Below are 20,649 nucleotides of genomic sequence, written 5' to 3' on the forward strand. Positions count from 1 at the left end.
CTCATGTACGTCCAGGCACCAACCAGCCCCACTCAACCGCTTGTTGAAGGGACGCACATGGACAGAAAGCTCGGGCTCACGGTCCGCGCAGCAGCAGCCGGGCTGCTCGCCTCGGCCTCGCTGATGGCACTGCCGTCCGCCGCGCACGCGGCCACCTACACGATCTCCGCGATCCAGGGCACGACCCGGATCTCGCCGTACAACGGCTCGACGGTCACCACGACCGGTATCGTCACCGCGATTCGTTCCACCGGCTCCTCGCACGGCTTCTGGATCCAGAGCGCGAGCGGCGACGGCAACGCGGCGACCAGTGACGCGATCTTCGTCTACACGGGGTCCGGCACGCCGAACACGGCGGTTGGCAACAGCATCACGATCACGGGCAGGGTCTTCGAGTACATCCCCGGCGGTGCCTCGTCCGGCAACCAGTCGCTCACCGAGCTGGGCAGCGCGAGCTGGAGCACCGACTCGACCGGGAACGCCCTTCCCGCGGCCGTCACGATCAGCGACGCGACCGTCCCGGCCACCTACACCCGTACCGACAACGGCGGTTCGATCAACTCGTTCACGCTGGATCCGGCGGCCTACGCCCTGGACTACTACGAGTCCCTGGAGGGCATGCGGGTCAGCGTCGGCAGCACGCCGGTGGTCGGGCCGACCAACGCGTACGACGAGATGTGGGTCAACGTGAAGCCCTCGCAGGTGAACTCGGCCCGCGGCGGCTCCCTGTACTCCTCCTACAGCAGCCAGAACTCCGGCCGGCTGCAGATCACCACGCTGCTGTCCTCGGCCTTCCCGACGGCGACCGTGGGCGACACGATCTCCGGTGCCACCGGCGTCCTGGACTACAGCGCGTACGGCGGCTACTCCCTGAACGCCACCTCGCTCGGCACGCTCACCTCGGGCGGGGTCGGCAAGGAGACGACAGCAGCCCAGTCGCCGGGTCAGCTGTCGGTGGCCACGTACAACGTGGAGAACCTCGACCCGACCGACCCCGCCTCGAAGTTCACCGCGCTCGCGCAGGGCATCGTGAACAACCTCAAGTCGCCCGACATCGTGGCGCTGGAGGAGGTCCAGGACAACGACGGCCCCGCGGACGACGGCGTCGTCTCCGCCTCCACGACCCTCTCCATGCTGACCTCCGCGATCAGCACGGCCGGCGGCCCGGCCTACTCGTACACCCAGATCAACCCGCGGAACGACACCGACGGCGGTGAGCCCGGCGGCAACATCCGTCAGGTGCTCCTGTACAACTCCGCACGGGTGGGCTTCACCGCCCGCGGCAACGCCACCGCCACCACCGCCAACTCGGTGACCAGCGTGGGCGGTGTAGCGCAGCTGACGTACAACCCGGGCCGGATCGCCCCGACCAACTCGGCCTGGTCGGCCAGCCGCAAGCCGCTGGCCGCCGAGTTCACCTTCGGCGGCCAGAAGTACTTCGTGATCGCCAACCACTTCGTCTCGAAGGGCGGTGACGACGCGCTGCACGGCCAGTACCAGCCGCCGGCCCGGCCGTCGGAGACCCAGCGGGGCAGCCAGGGTTCGGTGGAGAACTCGTTCGTGGACTCGATCCTGGCGGCGCAGTCGGACGCGCATGTGATCGTGCTGGGCGACCTGAACGACTTCCCCTTCTCCACCGCCGTGTCCAACCTGGAGGGCGGCGTGCTGACCGACCTGGTGGACACACTGCCGGCGTCCGAGCAGTACACGTACGTCTACGACGGCAACTCCCAGGTCCTCGACCACACCCTGGTCAGCTCGTCGATCACGTCGTACGACTACGACATCGTGCACATCAACAGCGAGTTCTCGGACCAGACCAGCGACCACGACCCGCAGGTCGTCCGTATCACCCCCTGAATCGAGGGGCACGGAGGAGATAGCGGAGCAGTTCGGCCGGGTCGGGCCGGACTGCTCCGCTCGTTCATGGAAACAGGTTTCTCTCCGGACGGTGATCTTCTGCGCAAGGGCTGCCCCGGTGCCCGACTCACGGGCATGGGCAGGTCTAATTTTCATGGAAACCGCTCGCTGAAACGGCTCCCGGCAGCGCCTCGGCTCCACTAGAGTTCCACCGCTCGATCACCTCACCCTCATATCCCCGGCCGCCGCCCTGGGCGCCGCTGGAGGAACACGCATGCCCAAAACCACCCCCCACCCTCCCGGGAACCAGCCATGGCAGAACGGCTGGTTCCCCGACACCTCCCGGGCCCCCGGAACCCGAAGACTCTGGCTGGCCGGTGGGCTGGCCATGGCCACGATCGTCGCCTGCGCGACCGCAATTGTGGTGAACCGCCAGGCCCCTGACGGCACGGCATCCCCGGTGCGGTCCGCCGCGCCCTCGGACGACGGACCCGGCCTGCTCTCCTTCGCCTCGCCCTCGTCGGGTACGACCCCTGCACCCAAGGGCAAGGCCGGTATGTCGTCGGTCGTGCCTCCCGTCACCTCGGCCACCGCCACGGACCGCGACGGCAAACCGAAGTCCACGGCCTCCGCCTCGCCCTCCAAGTCGCCTGCCTCACACGGTGGTTCGGGGGGCTCAGGAGGATCCGGGGACTCGGGCGACTCGGAGACTTCCTCCGCCTGGTCGTCCGTCCGCTCGGTGAACTACCCCGACCGCTACTGGCACCTGAGCGGCGGCTACGTGAAGCTCGACCCGATCGGCTCCGCCTCGGCCCACCGTGACGCCACGTTCAAGGTCGTGGGCGGCCTGGCCGACGGCTCCTGTTACTCCTTCGCCACGGCCGACGGCGGCTTTCTGCGGCACCGCAGCTTCCTGCTGCGCGCCGAGCGCGACGACGGCTCGTCCCTGTTCCGGCAGGACGCGACGTTCTGTCCCCGCACCTCCTCCTACTCCGGCGCGGTCATGCTGGAGTCGCTCAACTACCCGGGCCGCTTCTTGCGCCACCAGAACTTCCGGCTCAAGCTGGACCCGTACCAGTACAGCGACCTGTACCGGGCGGACTCCGCGTTCCGGCTGGTCGGCGGACTGGCCTGAGAACGGGATCGAGAACGCGAACGCGAACGGGAACGCGAAACGGCGAGGTCCGGGTGGACCTCGCCGTTCTGCTTCAGCCGGTGGATCTCAGACGTTGAAGCCGAGCGCCCGCAGCTGCTCGCGTCCGTCATCCGTGATCTTGTCGGGGCCCCACGGCGGCATCCAGACCCAGTTGATGCGCAGCTCGTTGACGAGGCCGTCGGTGGCGGACTTGGCCTGGTCCTCGATGACGTCCGTCAGCGGGCAGGCCGCGGACGTCAGGGTCATGTCGATGGTCGCGATGTTCGCGTCGTCGACGTGAATGCCGTAGATCAGGCCGAGGTTGACGACGTCGATGCCCAATTCGGGGTCCACGACGTCCATCAGGGCCTCGCGGACTTCCTCCTCCGAGGCCGGCTTCGTCTCCACGGTGTCACTCATGCGGTCTTCCTTTCGGCGTCGGCCCCGCCCAGAGCCTGGGCCGTCGCGTCCTTCCACGCCATCCAGCTGAGGAGGGCGCACTTGACCCGGGCCGGGTACTTGGAGACGCCGGCGAACGCGACCGCGTCCTCCAGAACGTCCTCCATCGCGTCGTCCGGCTCGATCTTGCCCTTGGACTGCATCAGCTCCAGGAAGGTCTCCTGGATCTTCCGCGCCTCGGCCAGCTCCTTGCCGACGAGCAGCTCGTTCAGCACGGAGGCCGATGCCTGGCTGATGGAGCAGCCCTGGCCCTCGTACGAGACGTCACTGATCGTCGTGCCGTCGTACCTCACACGAAGGGTGATCTCGTCGCCGCAGGTCGGGTTCACATGGTGTACCTCGGCGTCGCCATCCCTCAGACCACGCCCGTGCGGGTTCTTGTAGTGGTCCAGGATGACTTCCTGGTACATCGAATCCAGCTTCACGGTCACGTCCCTCAGCCGAAGAAGTTCCGAACGTGCTCCAGCCCGTCGACCAGTGCGTCGATCTCGGTCGGCGTGGAGTACAGATAGAACGACGCTCGCGTGGTCGCAGGAATTCCGTACCGCAGGCAGACCGGGCGGGCGCAGTGGTGGCCGACCCGGACCGCGATGCCCTGCTCGTCGAGGACCTGGCCCACGTCGTGCGGGTGGATGTCACCGAGCGTGAAGGAGATCGCCGCGCCCCGGTCCTCGGCCGTGGCAGGGCCGATGATCCTGAGGTCGGGGACCTCGCTCAGCTTCCGCACCGCGTACTCGGTGAGCGCGTGCTCATGGGCGAGGATCTTGTCCATGCCGATCGAGTTGAGGTAATCGATCGCCGCGCCGAGACCGACCGCCTGGGCGACCGGGGGCGTGCCCGCCTCGAACTTGTGCGGCGCCGGGGCGTACGTCGACGAGTGCATCGACACGGTCTCGATCATCTCGCCGCCGCCGAGGAACGGGGGCAGGTCCTCCAGCAGCTCCTGGCGGCCCCACAGGACGCCGATGCCGGTCGGGCCGCACATCTTGTGGCCGGTGAAGGCCACGAAGTCGGCCTGGAGAGCCTGCACGTCCAGCGGCATGTGCGGAGCCGCCTGCGAGGCGTCGATGCAGACCAGGGCGCCGACCTCCTGGGCGCGGCGCACTATCGCCTCGACCGGGTTGATCGTGCCCAGGATGTTGGACACCAGCACGAAGGAGACGATCTTCGTCTTCTCCGTGATGATCTCGTCGATGTTGGAGAGGTCGAGCCGGCCGTCGTCGGTCAGCCCGAACCACTTCAGCTTCGCGCCCGTGCGCTGCGCCAGCAGCTGCCACGGCACGATGTTGGAGTGGTGCTCCATCTCCGTGATGACGATCTCGGTCTCGTGGTCCACCCGGTAGGGCTCGTCGGCCCAGCCCAGCATGTTCGCCACGAGGTTGAGCGACTCGGAGGCGTTCTTGGTGAAGATCACCTCGTCGCGGCTCGGCGCGTTGATGAACGCGGCGACCTTGTCGCGCGCGCCCTCGTACAGCGCCGTGGCCTCCTCGGCGAGCACATGCACACCGCGGTGGACGTTGGCGTTGTAGCGCTCGTAGTACTCGCTCAGGACGTCCAGCACCTGGCGCGGCTTCTGTGAGGTCGCCGCGTTGTCCAGGTACACGAGCTTCTTGCCGTCGTGGACCAGCCGGTCCAGGACGGGGAAGTCCTTGCGGATCGCCTCGGTGTCGAGGAGGCCCGGCAGCTCTGTCACGCTGATACGCCACCCTTCGTGTACGCCTCGTAGCCCTCGTCCTCCAGCTTGTCGGCGAGTTCGGCACCGCCGGACTCGACGATCCGCCCGCCGGAGAAGACGTGGACGAAGTCGGGCTTGATGTAGCGCAGGATGCGCGTGTAGTGCGTGATCAGCAGGGTGCCGACCTCGCCGGTCTCACGGACGCGGTTGACGCCCTCGGAGACGATCCGCAAGGCGTCCACGTCGAGACCGGAGTCCGTCTCGTCGAGGATCGCGACCTTCGGCTTGAGCAGTTCGAGCTGGAGGATCTCGTGGCGCTTCTTCTCACCGCCGGAGAAGCCCTCGTTGACGTTGCGCTCGGCGAAGGAGGGGTCCATGTTGAGGTGCTGCATGGCCTCCTTGACCTCCTTCACCCAGTGGCGCAGCTTGGGGGCCTCGCCGCGGACGGCGGTGGCGGAGGAGCGCAGGAAGTTGGAGACCGAGACGCCGGGGATCTCGACCGGGTACTGCATCGCGAGGAACAGGCCCGCGCGGGCGCGCTCGTCGACGGACATCGCAAGGACGTCCTCGCCGTCGAGCAGCACGGTGCCCTCGGTGATCGTGTACTTCGGGTGACCCGCGAGCGAGTAGGCGAGGGTCGACTTGCCGGAGCCGTTGGGGCCCATGATGGCGTGCGTCTCGCCCTGCTTCACGGTGAGGTCGACGCCCTTGAGGATCTCCTTCGTGGCGTTGTCGGCCTCGACGGTGACGTGCAGGTCTCGGATTTCAAGCGTTGCCATGGGTGCCTCAGGACTCCTGGGTGAGGGAGACGAGCACGTCGTCCCCTTCGATCTTTACGGGGTAAACGGGGACGGGGTGCGTCGCGGGGAGACCGGACGGCTTGCCGGAACGCAGGTCGAAGCTGGAGCCGTGCAGCCAGCACTCGATCTGGCGGTCCTCCACCTCGCCCTCGGAGAGCGAGACGTTCGCGTGGGAGCAGATGTCGTAGATGGCGAACACCTCGCCCTCGGTCTTGACGACCGAGAGCGGCGTGCCTTCGAGTTCCACCCGCTTCGGGGTGCCCTCCTCCAGCTCGCTCAGGGCGCACGCTCGTACAAAGCTCATGCGACCGACGCCTCCAGCTCCGATTCGATCTTGGCGAGCAGGCGCTCCTCGATGTCCGCGACACCGATCTGCTGGACCAGCTCGGCGAAGAAGCCCCGGACGACGAGGCGGCGGGCCTCGTGCTGCGGGATGCCGCGGGCCATCAGGTAGAAGAGCTGCTCGTCGTCGAAGCGGCCGGTGGCCGAGGCGTGGCCGGCGCCGACGATCTCGCCGGTCTCGATCTCCAGGTTCGGCACCGAGTCGACGCGGGCGCCGTCGGTGAGAACCAGGTTGCGGTTCATCTCGTACGTGTCCGTGCCCTCGGCCTTGGCCTCGATGAGCACGTCACCGATCCACACCGCGTGCGCGCTGTCGCCCTGGAGCGCGCCCTTGTAGACGACGTTCGACGTGCAGTGCGGGGTGTTGTGGGTGACCAGCAGACGGTGCTCCTGGTGCTGCCCGGAGTCGGTGAAGTACAGGCCGAACAGCTCGGCCTCGGCGCCGGGGCCCGCGTAGGTGACGCGCGGGTGCAGCCGGACGAGGTCGCCGCCGAAGGTCACGACGACCGACTTGAAGGAGGCGTCCCGTCCGATGAGGGCGTTGTGCTGGGCCACGTGCACGGCGTTGTCGTCCCAGTCCTGGACGGAGACGACGGTGAGCTTCGCGCCGTCGCCCAGGACGTAGTCGACGTTGGCGGCGAGCACCGCGTCACCGGTGTGGTCGATGACGACGACAGCCTCGGCGAAGGCGCCCAGCTCGATGACCTGGTGGCCGTAGGCGACCCCGCCCTGACCGTGCACGGCGATGCGGATCGGCTCGGTGAGCACCGTCTCCTTGGGGACGGTGACCACGCCGGCCTGCTCGAACGCCGAGTACGCCTGGGCGGCGACGCGGTCCACCGGGGTGCCCGCCCTGCCGAGCCGTGCGTCGTCGCGGCCGACGGTCTCGACGGTGACGCCCTCGGGGGCCTCGACGGCGATCTTCACGCCCGCGCCGTTCGCGACGGCGGTGCCGTCGTGCAGCCCGCGCAGGCGCTCCAGCGGGGTGAACCGCCATTCCTCCTCGCGGCCGTGCGGGACCGGGAAGTCCGTTACGTCGAAGGACGGGGGCGCGCTCATGCGCGTGGCGACGGTCGACTCGGCGGCCACCGCGATCTGGCCCGCGGTGGTGGAGCCCAACGGTGGGGGTCCCCCCTGTCCGAGCGGAGTCGAGGACTTGGGGGAGTTCTGAGCCTCAGCCATGGCTGTCGGTCTGCTCGCTTTCTTGCGTGAGTGGCTTGATGGGGACCGCGGGCCGGTGGTTAACCGACCGCGCCCTCCATCTGGAGCTCGATCAGCCGGTTGAGCTCGAGGGCGTACTCCATGGGCAGCTCCTTGGCGATCGGCTCGACGAAGCCGCGCACGATCATCGCCATCGCCTCGAACTCGGACAGACCGCGGCTCATCAGGTAGAAGAGCTGGTCCTCGGAGACCTTGGAGACGGTCGCCTCGTGGCCCATGGACACGTCGTCCTCGCGGACGTCCACGTAGGGGTACGTGTCGGAGCGGGAGATCGTGTCGACCAGCAGCGCGTCGCAGAGCACGTTGGACTTGGAGCCCGCGGCGCCCTCGCCGATCTCGACCAGGCCGCGGTACGAGGTACGGCCGCCGCCGCGCGCCACCGACTTGGAGACGATGTTGGACGAGGTGTTCGGCGCCATGTGGACCATCTTGGAACCCGCGTCCTGGTGCTGGCCCTCACCCGCGAAGGCGATGGAGAGGGTCTCGCCCTTGGCGTGCTCGCCCATCAGGTAGACGGCTGGGTACTTCATCGTCACCTTGGAGCCGATGTTGCCGTCGATCCACTCCATGGTCGCGCCCTCGTAGGCCACGGCGCGCTTGGTGACCAGGTTGTAGACGTTGTTCGACCAGTTCTGGATGGTCGTGTAGCGGCAGCGGGCGTTCTTCTTGACGATGATCTCGACGACCGCGGAGTGCAGCGAGTCCGACTTGTAGACCGGGGCCGTGCAGCCCTCGACGTAGTGCACGTAGGCACCCTCGTCGACGATGATCAGGGTCCGCTCGAACTGGCCCATGTTCTCCGTGTTGATACGGAAGTAGGCCTGGAGCGGGATCTCCACGTGGACGCCCGGCGGGACGTAGATGAAGGAGCCGCCCGACCACACGGCGGTGTTCAGCGACGCGAACTTGTTGTCACCGGCCGGGATGACGGTGCCGAAGTACTCCTTGAAGAGCTCCGGGTGCTCCTTCAGCGCGGTGTCGGTGTCCAGGAAGATGACGCCCTGCGCCTCCAGGTCCTCGCGGATCTGGTGGTAGACGACCTCCGACTCGTACTGCGCGGCGACGCCAGCGACCAGGCGCTGCTTCTCCGCCTCCGGGATACCGAGCCGGTCGTAGGTGTTCTTGATGTCCTCGGGCAGTTCCTCCCAGGACTCCGCCTGCTTCTCCGTGGAGCGCACGAAGTACTTGATGTTGTCGAAGTCGATGCCCGACAGGTCCGAGCCCCAGTTCGGCATGGGCTTCTTCTCGAAGAGCTTCAGGCCCTTGAGGCGCAGCTTCGTCATCCACTCCGGCTCGGACTTCTTCGCCGAGATGTCCCGGACGACTGCCTCGCTCAGACCGCGCTTCGCTGCGGCACCGGCCTCGTCGGAGTCGGCCCAGCCGTATTCGTACTTGCCCAGACCCTCGAGTTCGGGGTGGGCAGTCTCCATGGGGAGAGTCATGCGGGGTTCCTCCCGGCCGTGCTTGCAGATGCGTCAGTGGAATTGGGGATGAACGTCGTGCAGACGCCGTCGCCGTGCGCGATGGTGGCCAGTCGCTGGACGTGCGTTCCGAGCAGCTCGGCGAAGATCTCCGTCTCCGCCTCGCAGAGCTGGGGGAACTGCTCCGCCACATGGGCGACCGGGCAGTGGTGCTGGCACAGCTGTTCGCCGACCGGTGCGGTGCGCGCGGTAGCAGCGTACCCGTCCACGCTCAACGCCTTGGCCAGCGCTTCGGCGCGTTTGTCGGGGGTGGCGCCCTCGATCGCCTTGCGGTACGCGCTCGCCTGCGCGGCGATCCGGGCGCGGGCGAAGGCGACGACCGCCTCCTGGCCGCCCTCCTGATCGGCGATCCAGCGCAGCGCGTCCGCGGCGAGCGTGTCGTACGACTGGTCGAAGGCGTCGCGACCGCAGTCCGTCAGCACGAAGACCTTGGCGGGGCGACCTCGGGTGCGCGCCCCGTACACGCGCTGTTCGCGCGCCTCCACGACCTCGTCCGCGGTGAGCGCGTCCAGGTGACGCCGTACGGCCGCCTGGGTCAGTCCCAGACGTGCGGCGAGCTCCGCGACGGTCGACGGGCCGTGGTCCAGGATGGACCGCGCGACGCGGTTGCGTGTCGAGCGCTCACCGGTCGCGAGCTCTTCATGAGGGGCCCCCGTGGGGGTCTCCGGAGCCTCGCCGACGTTTTTCACAACGCCATTGTTGCGTAATTCCTCGGAGACTGACAAGCCACGTCCGTCCGGGCGTGCGGTGCCCTGCGTCACTTAGGCATACCTAATCCGACCTGCGGAAACGATCTTTGATCGATCAAATCGGTGGCACCGGCGAGGCTCTTGGGGAACACTGCCGAACCATGCCCGTACCCGCTCCGACCGGCCCTCTTGTCACTCGGGACACACTCGCCGCACAGCTGCGCGGGCTGGGTGTCGGGACCGGCGAGACCCTGCTGGTCCACTCCTCCCTGAGCTCACTCGGCTGGGTCTGCGGCGGCGCCGTCGCCGTCGTCCAGGCACTGCTCGACGCCCTCGGTCCGGACGGCACGCTGGTCGTCCCCACCCAGTCCGGCGACCTCTCCGACCCGGCCCTGTGGGGGAACCCTCCGGTGCCCCAGGAGTGGTGGCCCACGATCCGGGCCTCGATGCCCGGGTACGACCCCCTGACCACCCCTTCCCGCGGGGTCGGCGTGATCCCGGAGACCGTACGGACCTGGCCGGGCGCCCTGCGCAGCGCCCACCCGCAGACGTCCTTCGCGGCCGTGGGCCCGCGCGCGGCCGGGATACTCGACGGACACGCGCCCGACTGCCGGCTCGGCGAGCGCAGCCCACTGGCCCGGCTGGAACGGCTGGGCGCCCGGGTGCTGCTCCTGGGCACCGGCTACGACACGTGCACCAGCTTCCATCTCGCCGAGTACCGGATACCGGCCCCGCGCGTCGAGGTCGGACGGCCCGCGCCCGGCGGCGGCTGGGAATCGGTGATCGAGGTCTCGATCGACTCGGACCGGTTCGACGAGCTCGGCCACGACTTCGAACGGGACCGGCCGGTGGTGCACGGGAAGGCCGGGGCGGCCGACGTACGGCTGTTCCCGGTGGCGGACGCCGTCGCGTACGCGGAGAAGTGGCTGGCTCTGCACCGACCCCGTGCGGAGGAGTTTCTGCACCCGCCCGTCTGAGTGACACGGCACCTACCTAGACTCTGGACCCATGCGAAGTGAGCCCGTGGTCCAGGTCCAGGCCCTGGTGAAGCGGTACGGCACAAAGACCGCGGTGAACGGCCTCGACCTGGTGGCCAAGGCGGGAGTGACCGCCGTACTCGGCCCCAACGGGGCGGGAAAGACGACCACGGTCGAGACCTGCGAGGGGTACCGGAAGCCGGATGCCGGCACGGTGCGCGTCCTGGGCCTCGACCCGGTCCGGCAGTCCGCCGAGCTGCGCCCACGCGTCGGCGTGATGCTGCAGTCCGGCGGCGTCTACTCGGGCGCGCGGGCCGACGAGATGCTGCGCCACGTGGCCAGACTGCACGCGCATCCGCTGGACGTGGATGCGCTGATGGAACGGCTGGGCCTCGGCAGCTGCGGCCGGACCTCCTACCGGCGCCTGTCGGGCGGACAGCAGCAGCGGCTCGCGCTCGCCATGGCCGTCGTGGGGCGGCCGGAGCTGGTGTTCCTGGACGAGCCGACGGCCGGCCTGGACCCGCAGGCCCGCCGGGCCACCTGGGACCTGGTGCGGGACCTGCGCGCCGACGGCGTCTCCGTGATCCTCACCACCCACTACATGGAAGAGGCCGAGCAACTCGCCGACGACGTCGCGATCATCGACACGGGCCGGGTGATCGCCCAGGGTGCCCCCGAGGAACTGTGCCGCGGCGGCGCAGAGAACACCCTGCGCTTCACCGGCCGTCCCGGCCTCGACGTGGGCTCCCTGCTCAAGGCGCTGCCCGCCGACTGCACGGCCGCCGAGCTGACCCCGGGCAGCTACCGGGTGGTCGGCAAGGTCGATCCCCAACTGCTCGCCACGGTGACCTCGTGGTGCGCCCAGCACGGCGTGATGCCGGACCGGATCTCGGTCGAGCGGCACACCCTCGAAGACGTTTTTCTGGAGCTCACAGGCAAGGAGCTGCGCTCGTGATTCCAGCCAACAAGGCCCTCTGCCGGGGGTCCGGGGGTTGCCCCCCGGGAAGACACAGCCTGGAGCTCACAGGCAAGGAGCTGCGCTCGTGACCACCGTGGGTGCCTACACCCCCAAGCCCGGCGCGGCCCCGCTGACCCGCATGATCGCGGCCCAGTCGGCGCTGGAGACCAGGATGCTGCTGCGCAACGGCGAGCAGCTGCTGCTGACGGTCGTGATCCCGACGCTGCTCCTCGCGCTCTTCAGCTCCGTGGACATCGTCGACACGGGCGCCGGCAAGGCCGTCGACTTCCTGGCCCCCGGCATCCTCGCCCTCGCCGTGATGTCCACCGCCTTCACCGGCCAGGCCATCGCGACCGGCTTCGAGCGCCGCTACGACGTGCTGAAGCGGCTGGCCTCGTCCCCGCTGCCCCGCTGGGGCCTGATGGCCGCGAAGACGGCGTCCGTGCTGGTCACGGAGGTCCTCCAGGTGATTCTGCTGACAGTGATCGCCCTCGCGCTGGGCTGGTCGCCGCACGGCAACCCTCTCGCCGTCCTGCTCCTGCTGGTCCTGGGAACGGCCGCGTTCTCCGGGCTCGGTCTGCTGATGGCCGGCACGCTCAAGGCGGAGGCCACGCTGGCCGCCGCCAACCTGGTCTTCCTGCTGCTGCTCGTCGGCGGTGGGGTCATCGTCCCGCTGGACAAGTTCCCGTCGGCCGCCCAGGACGTGCTCGGTCTGCTGCCCATCTCCGCGCTGTCGGACGGACTGCGGGACGTGCTCCAGCACGGGGCCGGAATGCCCTGGGGCGACCTGGGAATCCTCGCCGTGTGGGCGGTCGTGGGCCTCGCGGCGGCCGGAAAACTGTTCCGCTGGGAGTGACCCACTGGGGGGTGACCCTCGTGAAAGAGTGCACAAGCGGGCGCCTACGATGGTGCCCGTGCCAAAGCTGACCCGCACCGACGCCCAGGCGGCCCTGCGCAACCCGCTCGCCTTCATCGCCGAACGCTGGACCCCGCACCCGCGGACGGTCCAGCGGGCGGCCCTCGCCGCCCTCGTCATGGGGGTGATCATCGTGGTCACCGGCGGTGCGGTACGGCTGACCGGCTCGGGCCTGGGCTGCCCGACCTGGCCCACCTGCACCGACGACTCGCTCACCACCACCGGCGCGATGGGCCTCCACGGAGCCATCGAGTTCGGCAACCGCATGCTGACGTACGTGCTGTGCGCGGCCGTCGGCTGGGCGATCATCGCCGCGCGCTCCCAGAAGCCGTGGCGGCGCGGCCTGACCCGGCTCGGATGGGCCCAGTTCTGGGTCGTCATGGGCAACGCGGTGCTCGGCGGGATCGTGGTCCTGGTCGGCCTCAACCCGTACACGGTCGCGGCCCACTTCCTGCTCTCGACGGCGCTCATGGCCGTCGCCACGGTGATGTGGCAGCGCACCCGGGAGGGCGACGGGGCGCCGCGTCCGCTGGTCGGCAAGGCGGTCCAGCAGCTGGTGTGGTTCCTGGTCGCCGCGTCCGTCCTGCTCATCGCCGTCGGCACGGTGGTCACCGGGGCCGGCCCGCACGCGGGTGACTCCAGCGAGGTCGACCGGATCCCGATCGACTGGGAGACGGTCGCCAAGCTGCACGCGGTGCTCGCGTGGATCGTGGTGACACTGACCTTCGCGCTGTGGTTCGTCCTGAAGGCGGTGGACGCGCCCAAGGGTCCGCTGAATCGGACCCGGGAGCTGTTCGTCGTACTGCTGGCCCAGGGCGCGCTCGGCTATGTCCAGTACTTCACGCATCTGCCCGAGGCCTTGGTCGCCCTGCACATGCTGGGCTCGTCCGTGATGTGGATCTGGGTACTGCGCGTACTGCTGTCACTGCGCGAGCGTCCCGACGTGACGGCGGCCCTGCCCGGCCCCACGACAGAGACACCGATCGGCACGCACGCGTGAGCCGACCGACCGGCACGCGCGCGTGAGTCGTCCGTACGCCGTCATGCGTCATCCGTACGCCGTCACGAGTGCGTCGATGGCCGGTCCCAGGTAGCGCCGGGTCAGCTCGCTGCGGCGGGCCGTCCACTCCGGGGCCGGGGGCAGCGGGTCCGAGTATCTGCGGCGCCTGATGTCCTCGACCACCTCGGCGGGCGCGCCGAGGCCGGGCAGCAGGTCGAGGGACTCCCGCTTGGAGATCAGCCGGCCCTCGCGCAGGGTGACGGTCGCGCGGGCGAAGGTCACCAGTCCCAGGTCGACCCAGATGTCCTGCTTCCACAGACGGGCCCTGTCGACGGCGGGCCGCCAGTAATCCCGCTGGTCGCGCACGACGAAGTCGCTCAGCTCCCGGTCGGACACGGGTGGCAGCAGGCCGGCCGGGGGCCGTCCGTGCAGCACCCGCCCGAAGGCGTGCAGCTCGCGCCGGGTGACCGGGGTGACCGTGCGCCGCAGGACATGGTCGTGCGCCCAGGTCGGATGCTTGTGGCCGATGTCGTCGAGCCTGTCCGCGCTCATGTAGCTGCAGTGCAGCTTGGCGGCGAGCGGCCCGACGCGCAGGGCGCGGTGCAGGGTGACGACCTTGCGTACGGTGCTCAGGGTCGGGGGGCGCTCCAGCACCGCGATGAGGTCCAGATCGCTGCGGCCCTCCTGGTAGTCGCCCCCGGCGAGGGAACCGTGTGCCCAGACGGCGACGGGAGCGAGCGGCACGAGGCTCGCGAGGAACCGGTCGAGTAAGACCTCGGTCTGCATCCGCCCAGTCTGTACAGCTCAGTCCACCCCGTACACCCGCCGGGCATTTCCGGCCGCGACCAGGTGGGCCACGCGTTGGGCGTCCGTCAGTGACCAGGCGCCCTCGGCGACCCAGCCGCCCAGCACCCGGCCCAGCGCCTCCTGGAACAACCGCGCGCCCACCACGTGCAGTTCCGGCAGGCCATGTGCTCCGCTGGAGAAGAGGATCTTGCCGAACGGGGCCAGTTCCAGGATCTCGGCGAGGATCGTCGCCGCGCGGGCGCCGGTGCGGACGAGCGCGGCGCCCGAGTCGGCGAACACATGCGGGAAGACACCGGCGAGGTGGGCGGCGTGGCGGTGGTACGGGTAGCCGTGCAGCAGGACCAGGTCCGTGCCCAGGCCCGCGGTGGCCCGCACGAAGTCGGTCAGCAGCACCGGGTCCGTACGGTCGATGCGCGCCCCCGGCTCCGCGAGACCGGCGTGCAGCTGGAGCGGCAGTCCCGAGGCGACCGCGATCCACAGCAGATGCCTGAGCAGGACCGGGTCGCTCAGCTCGCCGCCGACCCGGCGCCCCGCCAGCCAGCGGCCCGCCGCTCCCCGCACCTCCCCGGGCCCGGGCGGCTCGGGCGCCAGCGCGAGCCCGTGCCGCACCCCCGCGACGGAGGTGAAGGCGACGGCGTTGGCGGCGGCCCCGTGCACCGACTCGGCGAGGTTGGCGAGGAACGACTCGACCGTCCCGGAGGTGTCGGCGACCTGCTCGGCGAGGAGTTCCAGGCGCACGATCTCGCGCGCCTCGGCGTCACCGGCGGAGGCCATCTCGGCGGGGCCGGTGAGGTCCCCGGGCAGGCCCGTGTCGACCAGATAGGTCGTGATCCCGCTGCCGCGCAGCAGCCGTCGGCCCACCTCCGCCACGCCCAGTTCACGGCGCCGGGCGAGATAGCGGGCGGGCGGGCAGTGCGGCTCCAGGCCGAGCAGCGGGGGGCACCAGCGGCGTACGGCGAAGCCCGTCTGGGTGTCGAACAGCGTGGTACCGGGGGCGGGCGGCCCCTCGGTCCGGGCGAGCTGGGCCTCGAACGTGCCGAGTCCCAGCTCCGTCCTCAGTACGCCGTGGCAGTACTGGTCCACCAGGGACGGTGTTTCGATCATCCGGGCTCCCCGTGTGACTGGACCTCGTCCTCTCGAAGGTCCTAACGGGTGAACCGGGTGTCAGGTGTTGCTCGAAGCTCCGGGTGTTCCGGCGCCTCAGCCGTTGCTCGGACCGCCGAGCTGGATTCCGGCCATCCGCTTCCACTCGTAGGGGCCCGTCTTCACCTTGGCGGCGAACTCGCCGTCGAACGCCTCGTGGACGGTGATCCCGGACTTCTGCACGGCCTTCTCGGCGATCTCGTACGAGGGCGCCACCAGGTCGCCCCAGCCGCCGTCCTCGCCGACGAGCACGATCCGGGCGCCACGCTCACCGATGTAGGCCACCTGGCCCTCGGCACCGCCGTGCGCCTTGGAGAAGGCGCTGATCCGCTGCGCGAGCCGCGCCACCTTGCGCTCGGCCTTCGAGTCAACCTGCTGCGTGTCTGCCATGGTCACGATGCTACCGACGGGTAGATCAAACGGCGACGGGCGGGGTGCGTGGCCTTGACCACGTCCCCCAAGCTCTCGGCTCCGCTCGAGCAGGGGGGACCCCCATCACCCGTCGAAGAGGCAAGAGGTGCGGCTACTGCAGGAAGGGGTCCACCGCCACCGCGACGAACAGCAGCGACACATAGGTGATGGACCAGTGGAACAGCCGCATCTCCTTCAGCTTCACGCCCGTCACCTCGGCCTTCGCGCGGTTCTGCAGGGCGTGCGCCTCCCAGAGCCACCAGCCGCCCGCGGTCAGCGCGACCACCATGTAGAACCAGCCGGTGTAGCCGAGCGGGGTCAGTGTCAGCGAGACGGCGACCATCACCCAGCTGTAGATCACGATCTGCCTGGCGACGACCTTGTTGGAGGCGATGACCGGCAGCATCGGCACGCCCGCGCGCGCGTAGTCGTCCTTCACCTTCATCGACAGCGGCCAGTAGTGCGGCGGCGTCCAGAAGAACATCACCAGGAAGAGGACGACCGGCGCCCACGACATGGAGTTCGTGACGGACGACCAGCCGATCAGCACCGGCATGCAGCCGGCGATGCCGCCCCACACGATGTTCTGCGACGTACGTCGTTTGAGGATCATCGTGTAGACGACGACGTAGAAGAGGAGCGCTCCGAGCGACAGCCAGGCGGACAGCCAGTTGACCGCGAACCCGAACAGCAGCGTCGAGACGACGGCCAGCGTGATGCCGAAGGCGAGGCACTCGCGCGGGCTGACCACGCCCGTCACCAGTGGACGCTGCGACGTACGGTCCATGACCGCGTCGATGTCACGGTCGATGTACATGTTCAGCGCGTTGGCGCCGCCCGCGGAGAGGTAACCGCCGATGCAGGTGACCAGCACCAGGCCGAGATCCGGCACGCCCTGCTGCGCGAGGAACATCACCGGAACGGTGGTGATCAGCAGCAGTTCGATGATCCGCGGCTTGGTCAGCGCCACGAAAGCCTTCGCACGGGCCCCGAACGGCCGGTGGCTCGGCTTCGGGCTCGCACCGAGCTCCCCCACAGCCCGAAAGACGTGGGAGGTGCCCCCACCCGCTGGACGGGATTCGACGGCCGTCACGCACACCCCTGACAGAGACATCCCAGCGAGCCTCCCGTGTGAAGTCCGGGTAAAGGCTCGCGCGTACCACGCCACTGTAGACGTTGCCCATACGCCGACCTTCGCGGGGGTGGGTCGTGTTGGCAGGGGCCGTTCTCCGGCCGCTCAGGGGCCTGCTCATCGGTCGTACTGAGGCTCGATTGAGCAGTCAGATGAGCGGCTCCGTATTCATGTGCCGAATGCGATCCGAATTGGCCGGGAGGCGGATCCCCGTAAGGCCCGGCAGTCTGGAATGGCTCGAAAAAATGCACGTCTTCACGGGGGTAGGCTCAGCAAAGGCCGGTGGGCACCCAGTGCACCGGCAGCCGGTGGGCGCGCGCCCGGAAGACCGGCGACCGACTTGTGGAGAGGAGCCCTGACTCAGGGTGAGCACCAAGCCGACCACCACAGACCTCGAGTGGACCGAGCTGGACCAGCGGGCCGTGGACACCGCCCGCGTCCTGGCCGCAGACGCCGTACAGAAGGTCGGCAACGGCCATCCCGGTACGGCGATGAGCCTGGCTCCGGCCGCCTACACCCTCTTCCAGAAGGTGATGCGACACGACCCGGCCGATCCCGAGTGGGTCGGGCGCGACCGTTTCGTGCTGTCCGCCGGCCACTCGTCCCTGACCCTCTACACACAGCTCTACCTGGCCGGCTTCGGCCTGGAGCTGGACGACCTGAAGTCCTTCCGCACCTGGGGCTCGAAGACCCCGGGCCACCCGGAGTACGGGCACACCAAGGGCGTCGAGACGACGACCGGCCCGCTCGGCCAGGGTGTCGCCAACGCGGTGGGCATGGCCATGGCCGCCCGTTACGAGCGCGGTCTGTTCGACCCGGACGCCCCGCAGGGTGAGTCCCCCTTCGACCACTTCGTGTACGTCATCGCGGGTGACGGCTGCCTCCAGGAGGGCATCTCCGCCGAGGCGTCCTCGCTGGCCGGTCACCAGGAGCTCGGCAATCTGATCCTGCTGTGGGACGACAACCACATCTCGATCGAGGGCGACACCGAGACGGCCGTGTCCGAGGACACCGTCAAGCGGTACGAGGCGTACGGCTGGCACGTGCAGCGCATCGCCCCGAAGCCGGACGGCGACCTGGACCCGCACGCCATCTACAACGCGATCGAGGCCGCGAAGAAGGTCACGGACAAGCCGTCCTTCATCGCCATGCGCTCGATCATCGCCTGGCCCGCCCCGAACGCGCAGAACACCGAGGCCGCGCACGGCTCGGCGCTCGGCGACGACGAGGTCGCGGCCACCAAGCGCGTCCTCGGCTTCGACCCGGCGAAGACCTTCGAGGTCTCCGACGAGGTCATCGGCCACACCCGCCAGGCCCTCGACCGGGGTGCCCAGGCGAAGGCCGAGTGGGAGAAGTCCTTCCAGCTCTGGCGCGACGGCAACGCCGAGCGTGCCGCCGAGTTCGACCGGATCAGCAAGGGCGAACTGCCCACCGGCTGGGAGGAGAAGCTCCCGGTCTTCGAGCCGGGCAAGGGCATCGCGACCCGCGCCGCCTCCGGCAAGGTGCTGCAGGCGCTCGGCGCGGTGATCCCCGAGCTGTGGGGCGGCTCCGCCGACCTCGCCGGGTCGAACAACACGACCATCGACAAGGACAGCTCGTTCCTGCCGGTGGACAACCCGCTGCCGGAGGCGAACCCCTACGGCCGCACGATCCACTTCGGCATCCGCGAGCACGCCATGGGCGCGGAGATGAACGGCATCGCCCTGCACGGCAACACCCGTATCTACGGCGGTACCTTCCTCGTCTTCTCCGACTACATGCGCAACGCGGTGCGTCTGTCGGCCCTGATGCACCTGCCGGTGACGTTCGTGTGGACCCACGACTCCATCGGTCTCGGCGAGGACGGCCCGACCCACCAGCCGGTCGAGCACCTGGCCTCGCTGCGCGCCATCCCCGGTCTGAACATCGTCCGCCCGGCGGACGCCAACGAGACCGCGATCGCCTGGCGCGAGATCCTCGGCCGCTACACCAAGGAGTTCGGCAAGGGCGCTCCGCACGGCCTCGCGCTGACCCGTCAGGGCGTGCCGGTGTACGAGCCCAACGACGATGCCGCGCGCGGTGGTTACGTCCTGTTCGAGGCCGAAGGGCCCGAAGGGCAGAGCGCAGCGCCGCAGGTCATCCTGATCGCCACCGGTTCCGAGGTGCACGTGGCCGTCGAGGCGCGCGAGCAGCTCCAGGCCGACGGGGTGCCCACGCGCGTGGTGTCCATGCCGTCGGTGGAGTGGTTCGAGGAGCAGGACCAGGGGTACCGGGACTCGGTGCTCCCGCCGTCCGTGCGGGCGCGTGTCTCGGTCGAGGCGGGTATCGGTCTCACCTGGCACAAGTACGTCGGGGACGCGGGCCGCATCGTTTCCCTGGAGCACTTCGGTGCTTCCGCCGACGGCAAGGTCCTCTTCCGGGAGTTCGGCTTCACTGCCGAGCACGTCGCCGCCGAGGCGAAGGAATCGATCGCCAAGGCCCGGGAATCCCTCACCGCCGCCCAGCGCTGACGCTCATATACGACACGTAGGAGATGTAATTCCATGACAGACGCACTCAAGCGCCTCTCCGACGAAGGCGTCGCGATCTGGCTGGACGACCTGTCGCGCAAGCGGATCACGTCCGGCAACCTCGCCGAGCTGATCGACGAGCAGCACGTCGTGGGCGTCACCACCAACCCGACGATCTTCCAGAAGGCGATCTCCTCGGGCGACGGCTACGAGCAGCAGGTCGCGGACCTCGCCGCCCGCAAGGTGACCGTCGAAGAGGCCATCCGCATGATCACCACGGCCGACGTCCGTGACGCCGCCGACATCCTGCGTCCCGTCTTCGACGCCACCGAGGGTCAGGACGGCCGTGTGTCGATCGAGGTCGACCCGCGTCTGGCGCACAACGCGAAGGCGACGGTCGCCGAGGCCAAGCAGCTGGCCTGGCTGGTCGACCGCCCCAACACGCTCATCAAGATCCCGGCAACCAAGGCGGGTCTGCCGGCGATCACCGAGGTCATCGGCCTGGGCATCAGCGTCAACGTGACGCTGATCTTCTCGCTGGAGCGCTACCGCGAGGTCATGGACGCCTACCTCGCCGGTCTGGAGAAGGCGAAGGAGCGCGGCCTCGACCTCTCGCTGATCCGTTCCGTGGCGTCCTTCTTCGTGTCCCGTGTGGACACCGAGATCGACAAGCGCCTGGACGCGCTGGGCACCCCCGAGGCCAAGGCGCTGCGCGGCAAGGCCGCCGTCGCCAACGCGCGCCTCGCCTACCAGGCGTACGAGGAGGTCTTCTCCTCGGACCGCTGGAACGCGCTGGAGAACGCGGGCGCCCGCAAGCAGCGCCCGCTGTGGGCCTCGACCGGTGTCAAGGACCCGGCGTACAAGGACACGATGTACGTCGACGACCTGGTGGCGCCGAACACGGTCAACACCATGCCGGAGGCCACCCTGGACGCGGTCGCCGACCACGGTGAGATCCGCGGCGACGCCGTCGGCGGCACCTACGAGCAGGCCCGCGCCGAGATCGACGCGGTGGAGAAGCTCGGGATCTCGTACGACGACGTGGTCCAGGTCCTGGAGGACGAGGGCGTCGAGAAGTTCGCGGCGTCCTGGAACGACCTGCTGAAGTCGACCGAGGCCGTCCTGGAGCGCCTCGCCCCCTCGGAGGGCTGAAA

Annotated in this window: 20 protein-coding genes; 8 read left to right on the top strand and 12 right to left on the bottom strand. The window is 69.2% G+C overall.

What is annotated here, in order from left to right; all coding sequences use genetic code 11:
* Positions 1–57: 57 nt before the first annotated feature.
* On the top strand, positions 58–1,860 hold the full coding sequence (locus N8I87_RS09745) for a DUF8508 domain-containing protein (protein WP_263207383.1): 1,803 nt from the start codon (positions 58–60) through the stop codon (positions 1,858–1,860).
* Positions 1,861–2,134: 274 nt separating this feature from the next.
* Positions 2,135–2,995 carry an AbfB domain-containing protein gene (locus N8I87_RS09750; protein ID WP_263207385.1) on the top strand — a complete coding sequence of 287 codons (861 nt, stop codon included), beginning with the start codon at positions 2,135–2,137 and terminating at the stop codon, positions 2,993–2,995.
* 87 nt (positions 2,996–3,082) lie between these two features.
* On the opposite strand, the gene N8I87_RS09755 is transcribed toward N8I87_RS09750, so the two are convergent.
* Genes N8I87_RS09755 through N8I87_RS09790 form a run of 8 tightly spaced genes read right to left on the bottom strand, consistent with a single transcriptional unit; the run spans position 3,083 to position 9,662 of the window.
* Complete coding sequence (locus N8I87_RS09755; RefSeq protein WP_263207387.1) at positions 3,083–3,415, bottom strand: metal-sulfur cluster assembly factor; 333 nt, start codon at positions 3,413–3,415, stop codon at positions 3,083–3,085.
* Complete coding sequence (gene sufU / locus N8I87_RS09760) at positions 3,412–3,879, bottom strand: Fe-S cluster assembly sulfur transfer protein SufU (protein WP_263207389.1); 468 nt, start codon at positions 3,877–3,879, stop codon at positions 3,412–3,414. The genes N8I87_RS09755 and sufU overlap by 4 nt, the downstream gene beginning before the upstream one ends.
* Before the next feature lie 11 nt (positions 3,880–3,890).
* Positions 3,891–5,147: a cysteine desulfurase gene (locus tag N8I87_RS09765; protein WP_263207391.1), complete on the bottom strand. Its 1,257-nt coding sequence runs from the start codon at positions 5,145–5,147 to the stop codon at positions 3,891–3,893.
* The gene (gene sufC / locus N8I87_RS09770; protein WP_263207393.1) at positions 5,144–5,908 is read right to left on the bottom strand and encodes a Fe-S cluster assembly ATPase SufC; all 765 of its coding nucleotides are present in this window, start codon (positions 5,906–5,908) and stop codon (positions 5,144–5,146) included. The genes N8I87_RS09765 and sufC overlap by 4 nt, the downstream gene beginning before the upstream one ends.
* A gap of 7 nt (positions 5,909–5,915) precedes the next feature.
* Complete coding sequence (locus N8I87_RS09775) at positions 5,916–6,233, bottom strand: non-heme iron oxygenase ferredoxin subunit (RefSeq protein WP_263207394.1); 318 nt, start codon at positions 6,231–6,233, stop codon at positions 5,916–5,918.
* A complete protein-coding gene (gene sufD, locus N8I87_RS09780) occupies positions 6,230–7,453 on the bottom strand; it encodes a Fe-S cluster assembly protein SufD (protein WP_263207396.1) in 1,224 nt (407 codons plus the stop codon). Before sufD ends, N8I87_RS09775 begins: the two co-directional genes overlap by 4 nt.
* 59 nt (positions 7,454–7,512) lie before the next feature.
* Positions 7,513–8,934: a Fe-S cluster assembly protein SufB gene (gene sufB / locus N8I87_RS09785; protein ID WP_263207397.1), complete on the bottom strand. Its 1,422-nt coding sequence runs from the start codon at positions 8,932–8,934 to the stop codon at positions 7,513–7,515.
* The gene (locus N8I87_RS09790) at positions 8,931–9,662 is read right to left on the bottom strand and encodes a helix-turn-helix transcriptional regulator (protein ID WP_263207398.1); all 732 of its coding nucleotides are present in this window, start codon (positions 9,660–9,662) and stop codon (positions 8,931–8,933) included. Before N8I87_RS09790 ends, sufB begins: the two co-directional genes overlap by 4 nt.
* A 161-nt stretch (positions 9,663–9,823) precedes the next feature.
* Between N8I87_RS09790 and N8I87_RS09795 the strand changes: the two genes are divergently transcribed.
* The 4 genes from N8I87_RS09795 to N8I87_RS09810 all read left to right on the top strand — a co-directional run bounded on the left by N8I87_RS09795 (position 9,824) and on the right by N8I87_RS09810 (position 13,513).
* Entirely contained in the window at positions 9,824–10,639 is an 816-nt protein-coding gene (locus N8I87_RS09795) for an AAC(3) family N-acetyltransferase (protein WP_263207400.1), read from the top strand.
* A 31-nt stretch (positions 10,640–10,670) separates the two neighbouring features.
* The gene (locus N8I87_RS09800) at positions 10,671–11,594 is read left to right on the top strand and encodes an ABC transporter ATP-binding protein (protein WP_263207401.1); all 924 of its coding nucleotides are present in this window, start codon (positions 10,671–10,673) and stop codon (positions 11,592–11,594) included.
* Between the two features lie 142 nt (positions 11,595–11,736).
* Positions 11,737–12,453: an ABC transporter permease gene (locus N8I87_RS09805; RefSeq protein WP_263216369.1), complete on the top strand. Its 717-nt coding sequence runs from the start codon at positions 11,737–11,739 to the stop codon at positions 12,451–12,453.
* A 49-nt stretch (positions 12,454–12,502) separates the two neighbouring features.
* Positions 12,503–13,513: a COX15/CtaA family protein gene (locus N8I87_RS09810; RefSeq protein WP_263207402.1), complete on the top strand. Its 1,011-nt coding sequence runs from the start codon at positions 12,503–12,505 to the stop codon at positions 13,511–13,513.
* Positions 13,514–13,561: 48 nt separating this feature from the next.
* Here N8I87_RS09810 and N8I87_RS09815 read toward each other — a convergent pair whose 3' ends face one another.
* The 4 genes from N8I87_RS09815 to N8I87_RS09830 all read right to left on the bottom strand — a co-directional run bounded on the left by N8I87_RS09815 (position 13,562) and on the right by N8I87_RS09830 (position 16,973).
* On the bottom strand, positions 13,562–14,299 hold the full coding sequence (locus tag N8I87_RS09815; protein WP_263207404.1) for a nucleotidyltransferase domain-containing protein: 738 nt from the start codon (positions 14,297–14,299) through the stop codon (positions 13,562–13,564).
* A gap of 18 nt (positions 14,300–14,317) precedes the next feature.
* A complete protein-coding gene (locus N8I87_RS09820; RefSeq protein WP_263207406.1) occupies positions 14,318–15,424 on the bottom strand; it encodes an amidohydrolase in 1,107 nt (368 codons plus the stop codon).
* A 96-nt stretch (positions 15,425–15,520) separates the two neighbouring features.
* On the bottom strand, positions 15,521–15,853 hold the full coding sequence (locus tag N8I87_RS09825; RefSeq protein ID WP_263207408.1) for a hypothetical protein: 333 nt from the start codon (positions 15,851–15,853) through the stop codon (positions 15,521–15,523).
* A gap of 133 nt (positions 15,854–15,986) precedes the next feature.
* Positions 15,987–16,973: a heme o synthase gene (locus N8I87_RS09830; RefSeq protein ID WP_263216370.1), complete on the bottom strand. Its 987-nt coding sequence runs from the start codon at positions 16,971–16,973 to the stop codon at positions 15,987–15,989.
* Positions 16,974–17,371: 398 nt separating this feature from the next.
* Between N8I87_RS09830 and tkt the strand changes: the two genes are divergently transcribed.
* Positions 17,372–19,495: a transketolase gene (gene tkt, locus N8I87_RS09835; protein WP_263207410.1), complete on the top strand. Its 2,124-nt coding sequence runs from the start codon at positions 17,372–17,374 to the stop codon at positions 19,493–19,495.
* Between the two features lie 33 nt (positions 19,496–19,528).
* Complete coding sequence (tal, locus tag N8I87_RS09840) at positions 19,529–20,647, top strand: transaldolase (protein ID WP_263207411.1); 1,119 nt, start codon at positions 19,529–19,531, stop codon at positions 20,645–20,647.
* Positions 20,648–20,649: the final 2 nt, after the last annotated feature.

The sequence above is a fragment of the Streptomyces sp. HUAS 15-9 genome (genome assembly GCF_025642155.1).
In the GTDB taxonomy this organism is placed as follows: Bacteria; Actinomycetota; Actinomycetes; order Streptomycetales; family Streptomycetaceae; genus Streptomyces.